Raw genomic sequence first — 19,463 nt, forward strand, 5'->3', positions numbered from 1 at the left:
TTTGTTTGTATCTTGTGCTATCACACCAAGGAGCCGCATGACAGACCTGTTTAACATATATCAAGTCACGCCGCTGGATGCAACAGCGATTGCTTCTACTGCCAATGATATCCATAGCCATACGTTCGAAGAGCTCATTATCGGTGTGCATGGCGCGGTGGAGCATTTTATTGATTACCGGTCAGCACGGTACGAGGCGCCATTTGTGATATTTGTAACCAAAGGGAAAGTACACCGGATCCAGCCCGTAACCGTAGCCGGTGCCTGCGACCTGCGTGTTATCCGCTTTAAAAGCGAGTTTATCCCCGAAACAACATTTCATCTGTATGCTACCTATCACGACAACGCCAATATTGCGTTTCAGCGTAGCCCATGTTTTCAACGCTTAGTCACCTTATACGATTTAATCCAGGACGAAGCGGCTGCCGAACGTCCAGATCTTTCTGTCGTCAAGAGCTTATTAAGTGCATTGTTTATCATGATTGAATCGGAGCGCAGCAAACAGCATCCAGAAATGGACTCTTTATTGTCCACACAAGACATCACGTTTCGCAATTTCCTAGCGATCCTGGAAGAAAATTTCCGCCGACCGGAAGGTGTCACCTATTACGCCGAAAAGCTCTTCATGAGTGTGCGGAGCCTGAACTTGATCTGCCAACATATCATGCAACAGTCGGTATCGGAAATTGTGGAAACGAGAAAAATGATCGAAGCAAAAAATCTATTGATGAGTACCGACCGCCCCGTTGCCGACATCGGGTTTGAATTGGGCTATGCGGATAAAGCACACTTCTCCTCCGTCTTTAAAAAGAAAGCAGGACAAACGCCAACGGCCTTCCGTGCCGAGATGCGGCGCCTCTTTACGTAAAATGACAACACTTTTTCCGATTTTTAATACCCAACCGGCATGGCCATGTGTAATTTTGTGTGTAAAAGACAGAAGTACATATGACACGCAAAGAGTTTATCAGTGTTGCCGCCTTGCTCCCGTTGACAGGTACGGCCGCAAAACTACAAACGCTAAATCGCTTTTTGGAGGAAACCGACACTACGCAAAAAATGCCGGTACTTTTTCTCGGACACGGAAGCCCGATGAATGCCATAGAAGAAAACGAATTCGTCAATGGCTTTCGCGATATTCGTCAAGACATACAAAGACCGACGGCGATATTGGTTATTTCGGCCCATTGGGAAACCAAAGGCACTTATGTAACGGCCATGGAACACCCACCAACGATACATGATTTCGGAGGATTTCCGCAGGCACTTTTTGATGTGCAGTATCCGGCTGCCGGTAGTCCGGAGCTCGCCCAGGCCACACAACACCTGCTTAACAAAACGGAAGTACACCTCGATGATAAATGGGGTCTCGATCATGGTGCTTGGTCTGTCGTTAAACATCTATATCCAGATGCGGACGTCCCCGTGATTCAGTTAAGCATCGATTATACACAGCCCGCCAGTTACCATTACGATTTGGCCAAACAGCTTTCCAAGCTGCGTCATAAGGGAGTCCTCATCATCGGAAGCGGCAATATGGTACACAATCTGCGCTTGGTATCGTGGCCGCATCTGAACAGAACATTCGGTTACGACTGGGCTATGGAAGCGAACGAAAAAATGAAATCGTATATACTAGACGGCAACCACCGCGCTCTGGTTGACTTTAAAAATCAAGGCAAAGCATTTGACCTGGCTATACCCACCCCTGAACATTATTTACCCTTAATTTATAGCCTGGCATTACAAGAACAAAAGGATGACCTTTTTTTGTTCAATGACAGCCCTGTCGCCGGCGCTTTGACGATGACTTCGGTAAAAATTGGCTAGCGGTTTTTTGATGCATATGCCAAAGCAAAAGGGTGGCTCTACATGGGCAAACGATAAGGTCTTCGTAGGCCAGAGACCATAAACATAAAGCGCTTGCGGAATTCCGCAAGCGCTTTATCGTATAATGTATCAAGACACTACCAGTATATTGCATACAGAGCCGCAGTAGCCAAGGCTACTAAAAGAGCTCCGGCAACGAATCCGGGATGCGCTTTGAACATCTTGGTATCTACTTCCAGTCCGTTTGGCACAATACCCCGTGCGTTTTCAACCGTACTGATCACATACATACCAACGATACAGATGATAAAGACGAAGCCCATCCGATCAATAAAAGGTATCTCATACAAGCCGCTAATCGGGCTCAATACCGAAAATCCAGTAGAGCTCAAGAACGACAGATCAGCAAATGTCGGTAGAAACTTGAAAAATACAGACAACAGGAATCCACCCACCGTTGCAAACAATGCGGCGTTCGAAGTGGTCTTTTTCCAGAAAAATCCGAGGATGAACATGGCAAAAATACCCGGAGAAACAAACCCCGTATATTCCTGTATGTACTGGAAACCACCTTTTTTATCAATACCCAAATGTGGAGCGATCAAGACGGCTAAGATCATCGATACGATGATGGTGATCTTGCCCGTGTTTACCAATTGCCGCTCGCTCGCTGCACGGTTAAACACCTTTTGATAGATGTCCAGGGAGAAGATGGTAGCGATACTATTCGCTTTCCCAGCCAGGGACGCTACGACCGCAGCCGTCAAAGCGGCGAAGGAAAGCCCTTTTAGGCCTGCCGGCAAAAGATTCAGTAACACCGGATAAGCACGGTCTGGATTCACTTCACCTCCCTGCAACATTTCTGCTTGAAACAAGCCATCCTTCCACAAAACATAAGCCGCAATACCAGGTAATACCACGATTATTGGCATCAGCAACTTCAAGAAAGCGGCAAACAAAATTCCATTACGGGCCGTCTTTAGATCGGCTCCTAATGCACGTTGTGTAATGTACTGGTTACATCCCCAATAGTTTAAGTTGACAATCCACATCCCTCCTATCAGCACAGAAAGGCCCGGAAGGTCCAGGTAGTTTTCGTTGTCTGGTTTAAAGATCATGTGGAAGTGTTCGGATGCCTTATTTACCATAATACCGTAACCGTTGAGCACGCCCTCTCCACCGTAGTGTTCCGACACGAGGTTTAATGCGAGATAAGTCGTCGCCAATCCGCCCAAGATCAAGAAGAAAACCTGAATAACGTCTGTATACCCGATGACTTTCATTCCGCCAAGCGTAATGATAACTGCGAAGACAGCAATTGCATACATACACAAGTCTAAACTGAAGCCGGAAATACTACTCACAGCCAATGCACCCAGATACAATATCGAGGTCAAATTCACGACCACATACAACATCAGCCAGAACACCGCCATAATCATAGCCACTGTTCCATTATATCGTTTGTTTAGAAACTGAGGCATCGTAAAGATTTTATTCTTTAGATACACCGGAATAAAGAACACGGCCACGATAATTAGGGTAATAGCGGCCATCCATTCGTAGGTCGCAATCGCAAGTCCCATCTTAAATCCTGAACCGCTCATTCCGATAAACTGCTCCGCAGAAATATTGGAAGCAATTAATGACGCTCCAATAGCCCACCACGTCAACGAACCCTCTGCTAAAAAATAATCTTTGGAGTCGCCACCGACTACCCTGGACCTCTTTTTGTTATAGACCCAAATGCCGTAGGTGGCTACGATGACGAAATAGACAAGAAAGACTAAGTAATCTTTGGTTGTTAATATATTATTCATACGGTTTATTTGATCACGATTACGAAGGTAATAAAAGAAATCAGAAACTAAATAAATCGGTTAATTAAATTTTCCAGATACTCTTGTCGTCCACTGCGGATAGCAGGTTCGCCGTTTTTAGCGGCATAATCACGTAGATCTTCCAATGTCAACTTACCTTGCACAAAATCTGCACCTACTCCACTATCGAAGCTCGAATAACGCTCTGTGCGGATCTTTTGGTAGTCCGACTGTTGCAAAATGTTATCTGCAATGATTAAAGCACGGGCAAAATTATCCATGCCGCCGATATGTGCATAGAACAAATCTTCTGGATCTGTCGAATTTCGACGTATTTTGGCATCAAAGTTTACTCCGCCGCCCTGCAGACCGCCAGCTTCTAAAATAATTAACATAGACTCAGCAAGTTCGTTCAGGTCGCTCGGAAACTGATCGGTATCCCAGCCATTCTGATAATCGCCCCTGTTCGCATCAATGGATCCAAGTAAACCGGCATCAGCGGCTACCTGTAGTTCATGCTGGAAGGTATGTCCTGCAAGGGTCGCGTGATTCACTTCCAAATTCAATTTAAAGTCGGCCAATAAATCGTATTTCTGTAAGAAACCGATTACCGTTGCTGCATCGTAATCATATTGGTGCTTGGTTGGTTCACAGGGTTTCGGTTCGATAAAAAACGTGCCCCGGAATCCATTCTTACGCGCATAGTCCTTCGCCATATGCAGGAAGCGCGCCAAGTTCTCTTGTTCGCGTTTCATCTGTGTATTTAGTAGGGACATATATCCTTCACGTCCTCCCCAGAAGACATAATTCTCGCCTCCTAAGGCTATCGTTGCATCCAGGGCTGCCTTGACCTGTGCGCCAGCATGCGACAACACCTGAAAATCCGGGTTTGTTGCAGCGCCATTCATGTAACGGTGGTGACTGAACAGATTGGCCGTGCCCCATAGCAACTTGATTCCGCTTTGTTGTTGTTTTTGCTGTGCATAAGCCACGATCTCAGCGAGGTTCTTCTCATTCTCCGAGACGTTGTCGGTATAGTCCACGAGATCTACGTCGTGAAAGCAATAGTAGGGCAATTGCATTTTCGTCATAAATTCAAAAGCAGCGTCCATTTTGTCTTTTGCCCGTTCGATGATTGTCGCTTTACGATCCCAGGGAAAGAAATGTGTTGGCCCTCCAAATGGATCTGATCCATTCCCATTGAAGGAATGCCAATAGGCACAGGCAAACTTGAAGTGCTCGGCCATGGTTTTTCCAGCAACGACGCGGGAAGCATCGTACCAGCGAAAAGCTAAAGGGTTGTCCGATTCGAGGCCTTCATACCTGATCTGTCCCACATTCTTAAAATACGTTTGGTTTCCTAATAAAATTTCCATTATATATTAATTTGATAATTTGCGTTCTAAACTCTGTTTCCATTTTCCGTAAAGTGTTTCATACAGATCGATGTCGGTCGGCTCCACGGTAACATGCCGTTGTAAGCCTGAAAACGCTTCATTACGATCTGCGAATACGCCAGCCCCCAAGCCAGCTCCTAGCGCAGCTCCTACGCTACCGTCGTTATCAAACAGCTCTACCAGCACATTTGTCGCGCCGGCAAACGATTGCTGGAATACGGGGCTGAGAAATAAATTTGCATGACCGGCGCGAATGACGGTGGGTTGCAGCCCATTCTCCCGTAAGATATCCAGCCCATAGCGAAAGGAAAAGGCGATACCTTCTTGTGCAGCACGCCACAGGTGTGCCGGTCCATGACGTACGAAATCCAGCTGCTCTATATGTGCGCCCACCGTACGATTCTTCAGCATCCGCTCCGCTCCGTTGCCAAAGGGTTGTACAGACACCCCTTCCGACCCAATGGGAACGGCCGACGCATGCGCATTCAACTGTGCGTAATCCAAGCCGCCACCGGTCAGGCGTTTTATCCAGCTGTTCTGTATGCCGGTACCATTGATGCAAAGCAAAACGCCCAATCGGATGGCCTCTGCCGTATGATTAACATGCGCAAATGTATTGACACGGGACTCGCGGTCGTAAAGCAACTGGTCGGTCACGGCATAAATGACTCCTGAGGTACCGGCTGTCGCGGCGACTTCCCCAGGCTCTAACACGTTTAGGGAAAGGGCATTATTGGGTTGATCTCCGGCTTTAAATGCGACAAAGGCATGTGCAGGAAGACCTAACTCTGCGGCTACTTCCGGCAATACACGTCCATAATCCGAAAATATGGGCACAATATCAGGTACCAGCGAACGATCTATTCCATAATATTCCAGGAGCGTATCGGAGACCCCTCCCTTATGGAAGTCCCACAAAATCCCTTCAGATATAGAACTGGGATTGGTATTGATCTCGCCTGTTAAGCACATCCCCAAATAATCTCCCGGCAGCATGAACTTATAAATCTTTTCATAAACCGAGGGCTCATGTTGCTTGACCCAAGCGAGCTTCGACGCCGTGAAGTTGCCGGGCGAATTCAGATGGCTCTGCATAAAACCCACCGAGTCCAAGTCAGCTATCGCGTCGTTCCCAATGTCTACAGCCCGACTATCGCACCAGATAATGGCGTGCCTTAATGGTTGCAAATTTTGATCAACGACGACCAAACCGTGCATTTGATAAGCAATACCGATAGCTCCAATTTCCTGCGGGTTGTAAAGGCCAGTCGCATTAGCCTTTTTTATGGCGACCTTCGTATAGTTCCACCAGGTCTGTGGATCCTGCTCCGCCCAACCTGACCGATCTGAAAGGATCTCCGCTTCCGTCTCGGGATACTGTGTCGACACGATTTTCTTCTTGCTCACTGCGTCAACAATGGAAACCTTAATTGAAGAGGTCCCCAGATCTATTCCTAATAGTAACATAAATTTGAATTGGTTTATTAAATGCAACCGCTTGCATAAAATTATTTATAAAATTTTATATTTACAAAATAATTTTTTTAATAAACTGATTTTGGCTAAGAAAACAACCATTTACGACATCGCAAAGGAGCTGAACATTACGGTTTCTACCGTTTCTAGAGCGTTAAATAATATTTCTACCATTAGTGAGTCCACGCGTGAAGCTGTGCTCGACATGGCGAAAAAATTAAACTACAGACCCAATAAGGTCGCGTCGTCCTTAACGTCTGGAAAAACCTATATCATCGGCGTGTTGTTGCCGAGTGCTCAAATCCAATTTTTTGCATCCGTGATACATGCGCTTGAAAAATATTTAAAATCGTTCGGTTATAGTATCCTGCTCTACCAAACCAATGAATCGTTAGAATCCGAGAAAAACGGAATCTCCACGCTGCTAGAGGCTCAGGTCGATGGCATCATTGCTTCCTTATCGTTAGAAACAGAACAGGATATTTCTCATTTTGAAAAAGTAAAAGAAGAGGGCAAGCCGTTGATTATATTTGATCGTACACATGACGACTTACAGTCGCCGACAGTTAAGATAAACGACGAGCAAGCAGGCTACTTAGCGACCAAACATCTTTTGGATAAGGGCTATCAGCGCATCGCTTATATTACGACGAAGCATAAGATCAAGATTTTCAGGGAGCGTTTCGAGGGGTATCAACGTGCTTTGCAAGAGGCCGGAATAGCCTTAAAACCGTCTTATGCATTATTCGGCGAGCTCAATGTGGAAGGAGGATACGAAGGTGCGAAACAACTGCTGAAACTCAAGGATGCGCCGGATGCCATTATTGGAGGAGACGATTATGTGGCTTTGGGAATTATTAAAGCCCTTCATGAAAAGGGGATAACCCCGCCGGCAGTCGGAGTGATTGGATTTGCCAATCAGAACTTTTCGGAACATATTATACCGAGCTTATCTACAATCGATCAACAAGCGTTACAAATGGGTAAAGAGTGTGCAAAATTATTTTTAAAAATTATTGAACGCAGCCCCTCTGCGGATAAAGAGATTGATCCCATTATTTTGGATCCGCTCCTGTTGGCACGGGAATCGACGAATCGAAAAACCAGATCGTAAATCGCTACAACAGCAGCACTTTCCAAGCCATATCGACGTTTCCGTTGGCGAGGTACGATTTCGCTTTCAGCTGTAAGTGTGTGCTCCGGCTATGCTCATCGCCGATAAAGGCGTGCAGGAGATCCCGAATTTCCGGATCCGTCCGGATCAGATCGACCTCTTCATCAGTTGGTTGCGCAGTAGCAGCCAATTGTTGTTTTTCCCCTTCTGTCAAGATAGGGGATGACCGAATAAACAGCGGTAGGATAGCGTGTTCCATTCCTGTAAAAATAAGCGTTTTTGTAGAAAAGAAGAGAGTCAGCTAACGGAACATCCGCGTGTCCAGGTATATGCTGGAGATCACTGCGCTGTTCTCTGATTCGCACAGGCAGCATAGACATCTATTCCTCCTATTCCGTTGACCTGTTTGATTCAGGTTACAATTTTGCAATGATTTTATCGGCAAATTCGCTGGTTTTTAAAAGCGTTGCGGCCTCCATTAAATTGTAAAAATCCACGGTTACCGTACGTTCTTTTATCGTTTCAGAAAGTGCGGCTACAATAGCGTCGGCAGCCTCCTGCCAACCAAGATATTCCAACATCATCACCCCACTCAGGATAACCGAGGACGGATTCATCGTATTCGTGTTCGCAAACCGTGGCGCCGTGCCATGGGTTGCTTCAAAAATGGCGTGTCCCGTCTTGTAGTTGATATTTGCGCCAGGCGCGATACCGATTCCGCCGACCATCGCCGCCAGGGCATCGGAGATATAGTCTCCGTTTAGATTCAGCGTTGCGATCACGGAAAAATCTCGGGGAGCTAGTAAAATCTGTTGAAGAAAATTATCGGCGATCATATCCTTTACGATTATTTTCCCCGACTGTTCTGCTTGTTTTTGTTCCGCATTTGCAGCCTCTTGGCCTTTTTCCGCCTTCGTACGTTCCCATTGCCCCCAAGTATAGGTCTTTTCTCCATATTCCTGTTCAGCAACATCGAAACCCCATTGCTTGAATGCGCCCTCGGTAAATTTCATGATATTGCCTTTGTGTACGAGGGTAACGGAAGTTTTTTGATGCATGATCGCATATTCAATAGCTGCACGTACCAAGCGTTTAGATCCCGTTTCGGAAATTAGCTTTATCCCGACTCCGGTATCCGCAGAAAAAGCGTAGTCGACCTGCAATGTTTGACTTAAAAAATCTTGCATTTGCTTTGCCTCGCTACTTCCCGCGGCAAATTCGATCCCTGCATAGATATCCTCTGTATTTTCGCGAAATACAACCATATCTACATATTCGGGATGCTTCACGGGCGAGGGCACTCCTTCATACCATTTTGTTGGCCGTAAACACACGTACAAGTCGAGTTCTTTTCGCAAGGCAACATTTAACGAACGGATTCCTCCACCAATGGGAGTCGTCAGCGGTCCTTTAATACCAACAAGGTATTCCCGAAACGTATCGAGTGTTTCTTTCGGAAGCCAACTGCCTGTTTCGTTAAACGCTTTCTCCCCGGCCAGTACTTCCTTCCAGGCAATTTTCCGTTTACCTTGATAGCTTTTTTCGATCGCCTGATCGAACACCCGGACAGCAGCCTGCCAAATATCCGGTCCAATGCCGTCTCCGATAATAAAGGGAATTGTCGGCTGGTCAGGAACTTCCAGGTGTCCCGTGGTACCCATTGAAATTTTGTTCTCCATCGTCCTCTCTTTAGTTATTTCTCCTTATTAAACATGTTGCCGATTTCCCGGCTTATTTTTCTGAAGATAGGCGCCGTTTGTATGTCTTCGTAATCATCAATATGTTGATTTTCACGGCGGCTTGGAAATATTAAAATCAAGTTCTGATTTTTAAAATAACGTCCCACCCGTTTTGCTAAGCCATCCAGCGAATCTCGGTACGATACTTCTCCATAACGCGACGACACAAAAACCAATAATGCGTCGGTATTGCTGAACGTCGCCAACCCGTATATATTATCCCAGTCTTCGTAATTGGCGAACGAGAAGGGAACACTTGTCTGCGCTAACTCTAGAAGCGTCTCGATTGCTGCTTGCGTACGCAAGTCGCAAACGTACAATAAAGGTATCGAGAGCTCCTGCCCTAGCTTCAGCATCTTTTCCATCCAATATTCAAAACCAACTTCCGATTCGGCCAAAGGCGGTACAAACAGAATGATCGACTTATGGGACAAAAAAGGATGATCCAACTTACACATGAACAAATTTGCATCTGTACGGTTTAAGATACTTTCCGTTTTTTCACCGACAATTTTCTCAATAAATGACGTGGCGCTCGGCCATCCCAAGATTAGACAGTCGGCAAATAACTCTCTTGCTGTGCGTCCTATACCGCTCGCAATATTAAAATCGATCGTGGTCAATAGCTCCACTTCTGTGGCCGAACCCGACGCATACTTCGCCATGTTGTCGAGGTTTTTACGGGCATTAACCATATTTCGCTCGGCCTGCTCGTTGTCGGCGACGACGCTCAGGATGTTTAACGGATGATGCGACTTTTTCGACTTAATCAACGTGGCAAAGTCGAGAATAGGCTCCATGTTGGCCAAGTTGGCAATCGGAATCAACACTTGCTCTTCGTGTTCAGGAACATGTTCCACATGCTCGTCATCTTGATGTCCCTCCATGACAATACGGCGCGATGCGTTCTCGGTCACCATGGAAGCGATGATACAGGTGATCAAAATAAGTACGATGGTACCGTTTAAAACGTTCTCGTCGATAATCTCTTTATCATACCCCACCATAATAATGGCCAAAGTGGCCGCAGCATGGGCGTTACTTAACCCGAAAATAAGGTTTCGTTGGTTTTTCGAATAGGCAAATGCAAGCTGTGTAGCGGTAGCCGCCAAGAACTTGCCCGTGACAGCAACGAACGTAAGCGTTCCAGCAATAATCAACGCCATAGGCCCTTTGGTGAGCACGCTGACATCGACAATCATACCGACGGAAATTAAGAAAAAAGGGATAAATATGGCATTTCCAATAAATTCGATCCGATTCATTAACGCCGAGGAATGTGGAATCAATTTATTCAGTGCGAGCCCAGCGACGAACGCGCCAATAATAGGCTCCAATCCGGCTATCTCGGCCAAAAATGCAGCAAAGAACACCACCGCAAGCACAAAAATATAGTGGGCAGTCTTTTCACTTTCTATTTTTTGGAAAAACCACTTGGCGATACGAGGTATAATGCCAAACATAATGAACAAAAACAAAGCAAATGACACGCCTAAAGTCACCCAAAATTGTTGATTAATCTGTCCTTGAGCGGCTCCAGTCAAAATAGCCAGAATAATCAAGACGGCAGTGTCTGTCAAGATTGTTCCACCAATCGTAATGGCCACTGCTTCATTTTTAGATACCCCATAGCTGTTAACAATAGGATAAGATACCAACGTATGCGTAGCAAACATACTCGCTATCAAAATGCTGGGCAACAACTCATATCCTAAAAAGTAATAGCATACGGGAAAGCCGATGCTTATCGGTATAATAAACGTTAAAAGACCGAAGAGTAAACTCTTGTTCTTGGTTTTCTTAAATTCATTCATGTCCAATTCCAAACCGGCTATGAACATGATATATAACAGACCTATGGTGGAGAACAAATCGATGGCGTCCACGCCATTTCCTTGCAAGGTTACTTTATCAATTTTGGACAACCAATTGAGCCCATGTGGCCCAAAAAGGACACCAAATAAAATAAATCCGATAATACCAGGCACCTTAATCGGTCGCAATATAATCGGTGAAATGAGAATGATCGTTAAAATGATGGTGAAAACAAGAACAGGGTTTGTAAGAGGGGTGGAAAAAGCTTCTGATATATGATGTAAAAATTTATCCATAAATACAATTTGCTAACTTGCTATCTGCACGGGAAATTAAGAAAAATTTAGTCGATATCCTAGTGTCAACAGCAGACGATTATGTATCACACTGTATATAACGTTTGTATGCCTCCCGAAAGAAAAAAATGGGCGTTCGCCGACATGTACATAGACCAATATTTGTCCAAAACAAACGTGATCTCCAAAGAAGGACATCGTTTCGTTGCGTTGGGAAGCTCCTCCAGCCTTATTTAAACTGGATGGTCTTAATCGGAGAAATACGGCTGATGAGCATAGCAGGTACAAATAAGGTCAATAAGCCGATGGCTGCCACCGCTAAATTGAGGCCGACGACTTCAAACCAAGAAATCGACATGGGGACATACGCAATGTAATACGTGGAAGGATCCAACGTAAAAAAATGTGTTTGCGTCTGAAAAATATAGAGGGAGATGGCCAGCAAATTTCCAATCAGTAGCCCTAGCCCGATCAGGTACATGGAACCGTACAGAAATACCTGCCGAATCCCGGTGTTGGAATAACCGAGCGCCTTCAAAATACCGATCATGGACGACCGTTCCAAGATACTGATCAATAAGGAGGAAACCATATTAATAACAGCGACGACCACCATCAAAACAAAAATGACATTGTCATTCATGTCCAACATGTTCAGCCAATTGAAAATGTCAGGCATCTGCTCGACAATATTGGTAGCATTTAGCGTAACCGGCAATACTTGGTTCGCTTGATAAGTGACCGTTTCGAGCGAGTCAAATGAAGACAGGCGTAGTTGGTATGCTCCTACTTCGTTGTCGGACAAATTATTCAACCGCCGAATTAAATCTAAACTACCGATCACATACGTTTTATCTAGTTCTTCAGAATGTGTGGTATAGATCCCTTTTACCGTGAACGGCCGTTTACGTATGGGTTCCTGCACAAAAAACATGATGAACTTATCGCCAACATGTAGGTTCAGACGATTGGAGAGATATTCGGAAATAAGAATTTGGGTATTCGCCCCCGTCGAGAAATCGAGCGTATCACCGGTCACAATATTTTTTTGTAGATATTGCTGATTATAATTTTTATCGACTCCTTTAAGCAAAACCCCTTCCACCTCACCTTTTACATTCATGATTCCCGCTTTGGTGGCAAATGGGGTAATATCCACGACTGCTGGTAAGCCCTTCAAGCGCTGTAGTTCTTCTGCAGACAACTGGATCGGCGTGTTTTCATAAGACGCATTCAGGTCGTTTTTGGTGATAATAACATCTCCAAAAAAACCACGCTGCTTTTCGATAATTTCCGCTTTAAAGCCTTTCAAAATAGCAACAGACAATACAATCGCAGAGACTGCAAGCGCCAATGCACCGATGGTCACACGAACGATAAGCTTCGAAAACGTTCGATGTCCGGTAAACAAAATCCGTCTGGCTAAGAAATAAGGAAAATTCAACGTGAATTTATTTTGTAACTTCGCAAAGTTAACAATTTTTGTCACTTAGCGACATCTTGATTGCACTACTAAAATAGAGATTATGCGAATTATTTTTATGGGAACGCCCGATTTTGCCGTTGCGTCCTTACACGCCTTATTAGATGCCGGGGAAAATGTGGTAGCGGTTGTGACTAGTCCCGATAAACCGGCTGGCCGAGGGCAAAAAATGCACGAATCTGCTGTAAAAAAATATGCCCTGGAAAGAGGATTACCGGTCTTACAACCGGAGAAATTACGTAATGAAGGGTTTTTAGCTGCTTTACGCTCTTATCAAGCCGATTTACAAATCGTCGTGGCATTCAGGATGCTTCCGGAGGCCGTCTGGAGTATGCCTGCCAAAGGTACCATTAACGTTCATGCATCGCTGCTTCCGCAATATCGCGGTGCTGCACCTATCAATCACGCCATTATCAACGGAGAATCGTTTTCGGGCGTGACCACATTTCTGTTGCAGCAAGAAATCGACACTGGAAACATTTTATTGTCTAAAAAAGTAGCCATTGGACCAGACGATACGGCAGGTATCTTGCATGATCGTTTAATGCAGGCGGGTGCGGAAGTGTTGCTGGAAACCGTGACCGCCTTACGGAACAATACCGTCACGCCTGTTCCACAGCCTCACCTTGCGGAAACAGAATTGAAAGCGGCACCCAAGATCTTTAAAACGGATTGCTTGATCGACTGGAATAATACGACGGACAACGTATTTAACCAGATCCGGGGATTAAGCCCATATCCTACGGCCTTTACGACACTTGAAGGTAAGGTATTGAAGATATTTGAAACAAAAAAGGGACCGGCGTTGGACCTAGCACCTGGGGCATACCGTACCGATGGAAAAAACTATCTTTCTTTTGCGACGAGAGATGGATCGCTATCGATCACGTCGCTTCAACTGGAAGGAAAAAGAAAAATGGAGATCGTCGAATTCTTACGAGGATTCCGATTTGAATAACGTCAGGATATATTACTTATCCTTTCTCGTCTACAAATTCCATAATGTCCCCTGGTTGACAATTCAACGCCTTGCAGAGGGCGTCTAGGGTACTTAATCGAATCGCTTTTGATTTTTCATTTTTGATGATGGAAAGATTAGATAGGGTTATTCCAACTTTTTGGCTAAGCTCGTTTAGAGAGACCTTTTTTTTAGACATAATGTCATCCAAATGAATTCGAATAGGCATAATCTGAACACTTAAATTGTTAAAAAAACATTTTCTAAGTAACAATTCTAGGACATGTTTGTTTTATTGAAAAGCAAAATCGACGACAAATCGTTTTCTGAAGCCTTTCATAATAAACACGTTACAACAGTATTTTTTTTAGGGCGCAACAAAACAAATCCGGATTAACATCGTTTAACCTTAAAAGAAAAGGAATTGGAATAATTTTTGCTATAAAAAAAGCAATTATCTTCTTTTCTTAACTACCTCATACAGAGTGATTAATTTACATTCACATGAAGGTATTTTCGGTAGAATTTACTATTTTTGCAGACATTTCAAAGAGAAAGGTATTTATACATTAAATGAGACAGCTCAAAATTACACAATCCATTACCAATCGTGAATCACAGTCCTTAGACAAGTATTTGCACGAAATTGGTAAAGTAGACTTAATTACCGCGGAAGAAGAAGTTATCTTGGCGCAACGCATTCGCGAAGGCGATCAAGTAGCTTTGGAGAAATTAACTAAAACCAATTTACGCTTCGTCGTTTCTGTCGCAAAACAATACCAAAATCAAGGACTTACGTTAGGAGACTTGATCAATGAGGGCAATTTAGGCTTAATAAAAGCAGCAAAACGTTTCGATGAAACAAAGGGTTTCAAGTTTATTTCGTATGCCGTATGGTGGATTCGCCAGTCTATTCTGCAAGCGATTGCTGAACAATCACGGATTGTTCGTCTGCCTCTCAACCAAGTAGGTTCGTTGAGCAAGATTAGCAAGGCCTTCTCTAAACTAGAGCAGGAATATGAGCGCGAACCGTCTCCGGAAGAGCTGGCGGATATTTTGGAGACAACGGTAGACAAAGTATCTGATACACTGAGCAATTCGGGAAGACATGTATCCATGGATGCTCCTTTCGTACAGGGCGAAGAGAACACGCTATTAGATGTCTTAGAAAATGCAGATCCGGACACCGATAGCTTGCTTATTGACGAGTCATTGTCCGAAGAGATCAAGCGTTCATTAGCGACGTTAACAGAAAGAGAAAGAGAAATTATCGTGTTGTTCTTTGGTCTAGGTACCAATCACCAATTGTCATTAGAGGAAATTGGCGAGAAATTTAACCTCACCCGAGAACGCGTACGTCAAATTAAAGATAAAGCTCTTCAGCGTCTACGCCACACGTCACGCAGTAAAATTTTAAAATCTTATTTAGGTTAATCGCCTAATCTATTTATGCAAATGCGCAACTCATCGGTTGCGCATTTTTTATACACGGGATTCCCGTTATTTACTTTCGTCGGGCAGCAAAATAAACTTGAACAACTTCGCGTCCTGCAAATAGGTATTGGCGACCTTTTTCACCGACTCCACTGAAATTTGATTGAGCTCCTCGAGATAGTGGTTAACACGAGCAGGGTCCTCACCGCGCTGGTATGCCCCAGAAAGGTGACTCATCCAAAATCTATTCTCTTTCAACGACAACTCCAACTGCCGCTTTTGTTCTATCTTGAACTTCTCTAAATCGGAAAGCAGTGGGCCATTAGTCTTCACTTTATTTATTTCATCGAGCGTGGAGTGAATCAAAGCTTCGTATTTGTCAACTGCGGTACCGAAAGATACGGTAAAACTGAATCTATTTTTCGGGAATTTGCTGGTCGATGCGCGCGCTGCTGTGCCATACACACCGCTCTCCTCTTCCCGTAGACGCTCTAAAAGCTTGGTGGTCAACACATGCTCTAACGCATCCATATTTATGTTTTCCTCCGGATTATAGGTATAATCGCCATAATAGGTCAATACAGCCGTGGCCTTTTGTTCTTGACCTTTATGGACAACGGTCTCCAATCCTTTTTCTGGCTCATAAATTCCTAGATCTTTTGCCTCTTCCTTACGGTTCAAACTGGGCAACGAGGCGAGATACCTTTCTATAAATGGAAGGATTTCTTCTTCGGTAAAAGAACCTACAATCGTAAATACGAAGTCGGAGGCGTCAGCGAACCGTTCTTTATAGATCGACAGTGCCCGTTCTTGATTGATTTTCTTCACCCCTTCCGCGGATATCGGCATCCGGCGTATATTGCCCTGATATAGGCTTTCCAGAACGGCTTTACTGAATACAAAATTTGGATTACTCTCCCGATTGGCAATCATAGATGTTGTTTTCGCGATCGTACTTTGATACACATCATCCTCTATTCGGGGCTCCGTGAAATAGCCATAGATCATTTCGAACGCAATTGGCAGACCTTCTTTGTCTGCATAGCCCGAAATACCCTCCGCGCGTTCGCTCACATATGGACTTATATTGACGTTTTTACCGGTCATATACTTCTGAAGTTCAATTGTATTTAATTGTCCTATACCACTGCTATTTACTAACTCCCCAGCATGCGATGCCGAGAAATAGTCGTCGTCGGAATATAAGGATGTGCCTCCCGGGCTGAAAGCACTGATCAAGATTTCATCATTTTTGAACGTTGTTGGTTTCAAGACGACTTTGACGCCATTGCTTAAGATCAGCTCTTTCGACGCGATAGAGACAAGCTCTTTGCTGTCAACAACGCTGCCCTTTACCGGCTGCACCGATAATAAAGGCAGTTCCGAAACTTTATCTTCATATGCTGTGAGTGGCTCTGCTTCAATCTCCGCCAACCAACTTAACATACGAGCTTCATCCGGGAGATTATCTTTTTCGTTGTCGGGAGCCATAATGATGACATCACGGTTAGTGTCTACGTAGTACTGCTGATTAAGTTGGTTGACTTCCCGGAGCGATAGCGTCGGCAGTAATTGTTTATACAATGCATAGGAATCCTCATTGCCTAAAGCAGGACTATCCTCCAGGTAGTAGTTTAAATACCTATCCACATAACTATCCGACTTCTTCTTATCTCGTTCTACAAAGGCAGTCTCGTTACCTTTTCGGATTACACTGACCGCGCGTTGAAATTCTGTTTCGGTAAACCCGAATTCCTGTACCCGTTCGAGCTCCCGAAGCAGCGCTTTAAAACCATGTTCCAACTCGTTCGGCTTCGCCACCACGTTCGCATTAAAGGCGTCCAAACCGCCCAAAAAGCTTCCTATACCTACGCCCGCTTGAATGAACGGTGGATTGGCCGATTGTCCAAGTTCGCTTAAACGGGCATTTAGCATGTTATTGTATACCGATTTGAGTATATCCCTTCTGAAATCGCGCACGGTCTCTACCTTTTCCTCGGGGTGTTTTATGGTAATCTGCCCGACTGTATATGTCATTTCGGGATCCGTGACTGCTATAAACTGATTTTTGTTGAGCAAAGGAACCTGATATTCCGTTCTCGGAGGATAGTTAGCTGGCGACTTCAGATCCGTAAATAGACGCGTCACTTCTTTCTCCATGGCATCTACGTCAATGTCACCGACAATGATTAATGCCTGAAGATCGGGACGATACCACGATCGGTGGAAATCGCGCAATACCTCGTACGGAAAATTCTTAATATTATGTTCGGTGCCAATAGGTAAGCGGGATGAGTAGCGCGAATTGTTAAGCATGATGGGTAAATATTTATCACGCATGCGTTGCGCGACTCCTCTGCCCCCACGCATTTCTTCTAATACGATTCCCCGCTCTTTATCAATTTCCTCGGGTGTCAACAACGCGTCTTGCGCCCAATCGCGCAAAACCTGCAACCCATTCTTTAATAGTTCGGGATCATCTGAAGGGATCGGCAACTGGTATACGGTTTGATCAAATCCCGTATACGCATTTAAATCGGAGCCAAAACGGACCCCCGCTTTTTGTAGATAATCCACCAATTCATTCTTAGGAAAGTGCTTTAAGCCATTAAAATTCATGTGCTCCAAAAAATGGGCTAAACCGACCTGTTCATTGGTTTCCAAAACAGAGCCTACTTTTGTGGCAAGATACATCGTAACCCGGTCTTTGGGCTCCACATTTTTACGTATGAAATAACGAAAGCCATTGTCGAGTTTACCGGTTCGCACTTCCGTGTCGAAGGGCAGCGGGGCATCCCACAAAAGGGTATCCGCACGAAGTACGGTTTGGGCTTCGATAGACATATTTGTGGGTGCAGCTACGGAAGTCTGCACCAAAGACGGAAGTAGGAATGCGAGTGCTATAGGTTTAATAATATGCATATATGTATGTTAATAAATTGAGATCTTATTTCGTAAACGTACAAAATTTCTACAAATAAAATACGATATGGCTTATTTTACCGTACGATACACTTGCCTGATTTTAAACGGTGATCGACGCATAAAACCTTCCGACATACGCATAATGAACCTTCTAGGCATATTTAACACTAATTAGGATATTCGCCAATTCGTTTAGGCACTACTTTTGTACTTTTATGAAGAAAAACTATCATATGATAAACAGAAGAATGATCACCATGGGGATCTTGGTTTCGGGATTATTTCTTAGTAGTTGTGTCAGCAATAAGAAATATACAGCGCTACAAACCCAGCACCAAGATTTGGCCGAACGCTATCAGCAAGGTCAGATGGAGTTAGCCGAAAGTAAAGCAAAAATAAAAAGTCTAGAAGATCAATTGGAATACGAACGTAAAAATAACGCATCCCTGAAAGAAGCGTTGGGTAGATTGCAGGGATCATTGGACTTAAGTATCAACCAAAACACACAAGGTAATGCGAACATCTCGAAACTTGTTGATGAGATTAACGCTTCTAACAAATATATCCAGCATTTGGTGAATACGAAAAACAAAAGTGACTCGCTCAATCTGGTGTTGACAAACAACTTAACGCGGTCGTTGAGCCGGGAAGAACTGCGTGATGTGGATGTTAAAGTTTTAAAAGGCGTTGTGTACATCTCCCTTTCAGACAATATGCTTTATAAGTCGGGAAGTTACGAGATTTCGGACCGTGCAGGTGAAACCCTGAGTAAGATCGCAAAAATTATCCAAGACTATAAAGATTATGAAGTTTTGATCGAAGGGAATACAGATACGGATCCCATTTCGAAAACGAATATACGCAACAACTGGGATTTGAGTACATTGCGGGCATCTTCCGTTGTTCAGGCTCTTCAGAACCAGTATGGTGTCGATCCAAAACGATTAACTGCGGGTGGACGTGGCGAGTATAATCCGATAGCCGACAACAGTACGCCTGACGGAAAGGCCAGAAACCGTCGTACGCAGATTATCATTACACCAAAGCTGGATCAATTCATGGAATTAATTGATAAAGCTCCCGAGTCTTCTTCGGATACGACAGTCACGGAAGAATCTTTTTAACTTACGATTGCAGACACGTAGGTGAAACAAATGGATAGTTTAATCCATGTAA

General features: G+C 44.4%; 15 protein-coding genes. 6 read left to right on the forward strand and 9 right to left on the reverse strand.

Translation table 11 applies throughout. From position 1 onward, the window contains the following. Positions 1–37 precede the first annotated feature (37 nt). Both ACFSR5_RS06785 and ygiD read left to right on the forward strand, forming a co-directional pair. A complete protein-coding gene (locus ACFSR5_RS06785; RefSeq protein ID WP_380902022.1) occupies positions 38–868 on the forward strand; it encodes a helix-turn-helix domain-containing protein in 831 nt (276 codons plus the stop codon). 80 nt (positions 869–948) lie between these two features. Then, positions 949–1,830: a 4,5-DOPA-extradiol-dioxygenase gene (gene ygiD / locus ACFSR5_RS06790; RefSeq protein WP_380902024.1), complete on the forward strand. Its 882-nt coding sequence runs from the start codon at positions 949–951 to the stop codon at positions 1,828–1,830. A 137-nt stretch (positions 1,831–1,967) separates the two neighbouring features. On the opposite strand, the gene ACFSR5_RS06795 is transcribed toward ygiD, so the two are convergent. The 3 genes from ACFSR5_RS06795 to ACFSR5_RS06805 are packed head-to-tail and all read right to left on the reverse strand — an operon-like array spanning position 1,968 to position 6,514. Next, entirely contained in the window at positions 1,968–3,650 is a 1,683-nt protein-coding gene (locus tag ACFSR5_RS06795) for a sodium/sugar symporter (protein ID WP_380902026.1), read from the reverse strand. Between the two features lie 47 nt (positions 3,651–3,697). Further along, positions 3,698–5,026 carry a xylose isomerase gene (gene xylA / locus ACFSR5_RS06800; RefSeq protein WP_380902028.1) on the reverse strand — a complete coding sequence of 443 codons (1,329 nt, stop codon included), beginning with the start codon at positions 5,024–5,026 and terminating at the stop codon, positions 3,698–3,700. A 6-nt stretch (positions 5,027–5,032) separates the two neighbouring features. Continuing rightward, positions 5,033–6,514 carry a xylulokinase gene (locus tag ACFSR5_RS06805; protein WP_380902030.1) on the reverse strand — a complete coding sequence of 494 codons (1,482 nt, stop codon included), beginning with the start codon at positions 6,512–6,514 and terminating at the stop codon, positions 5,033–5,035. 91 nt (positions 6,515–6,605) lie between these two features. Between ACFSR5_RS06805 and ACFSR5_RS06810 the strand changes: the two genes are divergently transcribed. Then, positions 6,606–7,637, forward strand: coding sequence for a LacI family DNA-binding transcriptional regulator (locus ACFSR5_RS06810; protein ID WP_380902032.1), 1,032 nt, complete (start codon positions 6,606–6,608; stop codon positions 7,635–7,637). Positions 7,638–7,641: 4 nt separating this feature from the next. On the opposite strand, the gene ACFSR5_RS06815 is transcribed toward ACFSR5_RS06810, so the two are convergent. From ACFSR5_RS06815 to ACFSR5_RS06830, 4 genes are all read right to left on the reverse strand, one after another. Next, positions 7,642–7,896: a hypothetical protein gene (locus ACFSR5_RS06815; RefSeq protein ID WP_380902034.1), complete on the reverse strand. Its 255-nt coding sequence runs from the start codon at positions 7,894–7,896 to the stop codon at positions 7,642–7,644. A gap of 157 nt (positions 7,897–8,053) precedes the next feature. Continuing rightward, a complete protein-coding gene (icd, locus tag ACFSR5_RS06820; RefSeq protein WP_380902036.1) occupies positions 8,054–9,316 on the reverse strand; it encodes an NADP-dependent isocitrate dehydrogenase in 1,263 nt (420 codons plus the stop codon). Between the two features lie 14 nt (positions 9,317–9,330). Beyond that, positions 9,331–11,487: a cation:proton antiporter gene (locus tag ACFSR5_RS06825; protein WP_380902038.1), complete on the reverse strand. Its 2,157-nt coding sequence runs from the start codon at positions 11,485–11,487 to the stop codon at positions 9,331–9,333. A 229-nt stretch (positions 11,488–11,716) separates the two neighbouring features. After that, positions 11,717–12,976: an ABC transporter permease gene (locus ACFSR5_RS06830; protein WP_380902040.1), complete on the reverse strand. Its 1,260-nt coding sequence runs from the start codon at positions 12,974–12,976 to the stop codon at positions 11,717–11,719. Positions 12,977–13,013: 37 nt separating this feature from the next. Here ACFSR5_RS06830 and fmt point away from each other — a divergent pair, with 37 nt between their 5' ends. Beyond that, positions 13,014–13,928 carry a methionyl-tRNA formyltransferase gene (fmt, locus tag ACFSR5_RS06835; protein WP_380902042.1) on the forward strand — a complete coding sequence of 305 codons (915 nt, stop codon included), beginning with the start codon at positions 13,014–13,016 and terminating at the stop codon, positions 13,926–13,928. A 16-nt stretch (positions 13,929–13,944) separates the two neighbouring features. Here fmt and ACFSR5_RS06840 read toward each other — a convergent pair whose 3' ends face one another. Beyond that, positions 13,945–14,157: a helix-turn-helix domain-containing protein gene (locus ACFSR5_RS06840; RefSeq protein WP_380902044.1), complete on the reverse strand. Its 213-nt coding sequence runs from the start codon at positions 14,155–14,157 to the stop codon at positions 13,945–13,947. A 344-nt stretch (positions 14,158–14,501) separates the two neighbouring features. On the opposite strand from ACFSR5_RS06840, the gene ACFSR5_RS06845 reads away from it, so the two are divergent. Beyond that, the gene (locus ACFSR5_RS06845) at positions 14,502–15,362 is read left to right on the forward strand and encodes a sigma-70 family RNA polymerase sigma factor (RefSeq protein WP_274265926.1); all 861 of its coding nucleotides are present in this window, start codon (positions 14,502–14,504) and stop codon (positions 15,360–15,362) included. A gap of 66 nt (positions 15,363–15,428) precedes the next feature. Here ACFSR5_RS06845 and ACFSR5_RS06850 read toward each other — a convergent pair whose 3' ends face one another. Continuing rightward, positions 15,429–18,284, reverse strand: coding sequence for a M16 family metallopeptidase (locus ACFSR5_RS06850; RefSeq protein WP_380902046.1), 2,856 nt, complete (start codon positions 18,282–18,284; stop codon positions 15,429–15,431). 236 nt (positions 18,285–18,520) lie between these two features. On the opposite strand from ACFSR5_RS06850, the gene ACFSR5_RS06855 reads away from it, so the two are divergent. Next, a complete protein-coding gene (locus tag ACFSR5_RS06855; protein ID WP_380902048.1) occupies positions 18,521–19,411 on the forward strand; it encodes an OmpA/MotB family protein in 891 nt (296 codons plus the stop codon). The last annotated feature ends 52 nt before the right edge of the window (positions 19,412–19,463 follow it).

Source organism: Sphingobacterium suaedae, from assembly GCF_042684625.1.
Lineage (GTDB): Bacteria > Bacteroidota > Bacteroidia > Sphingobacteriales > Sphingobacteriaceae > Sphingobacterium > Sphingobacterium suaedae.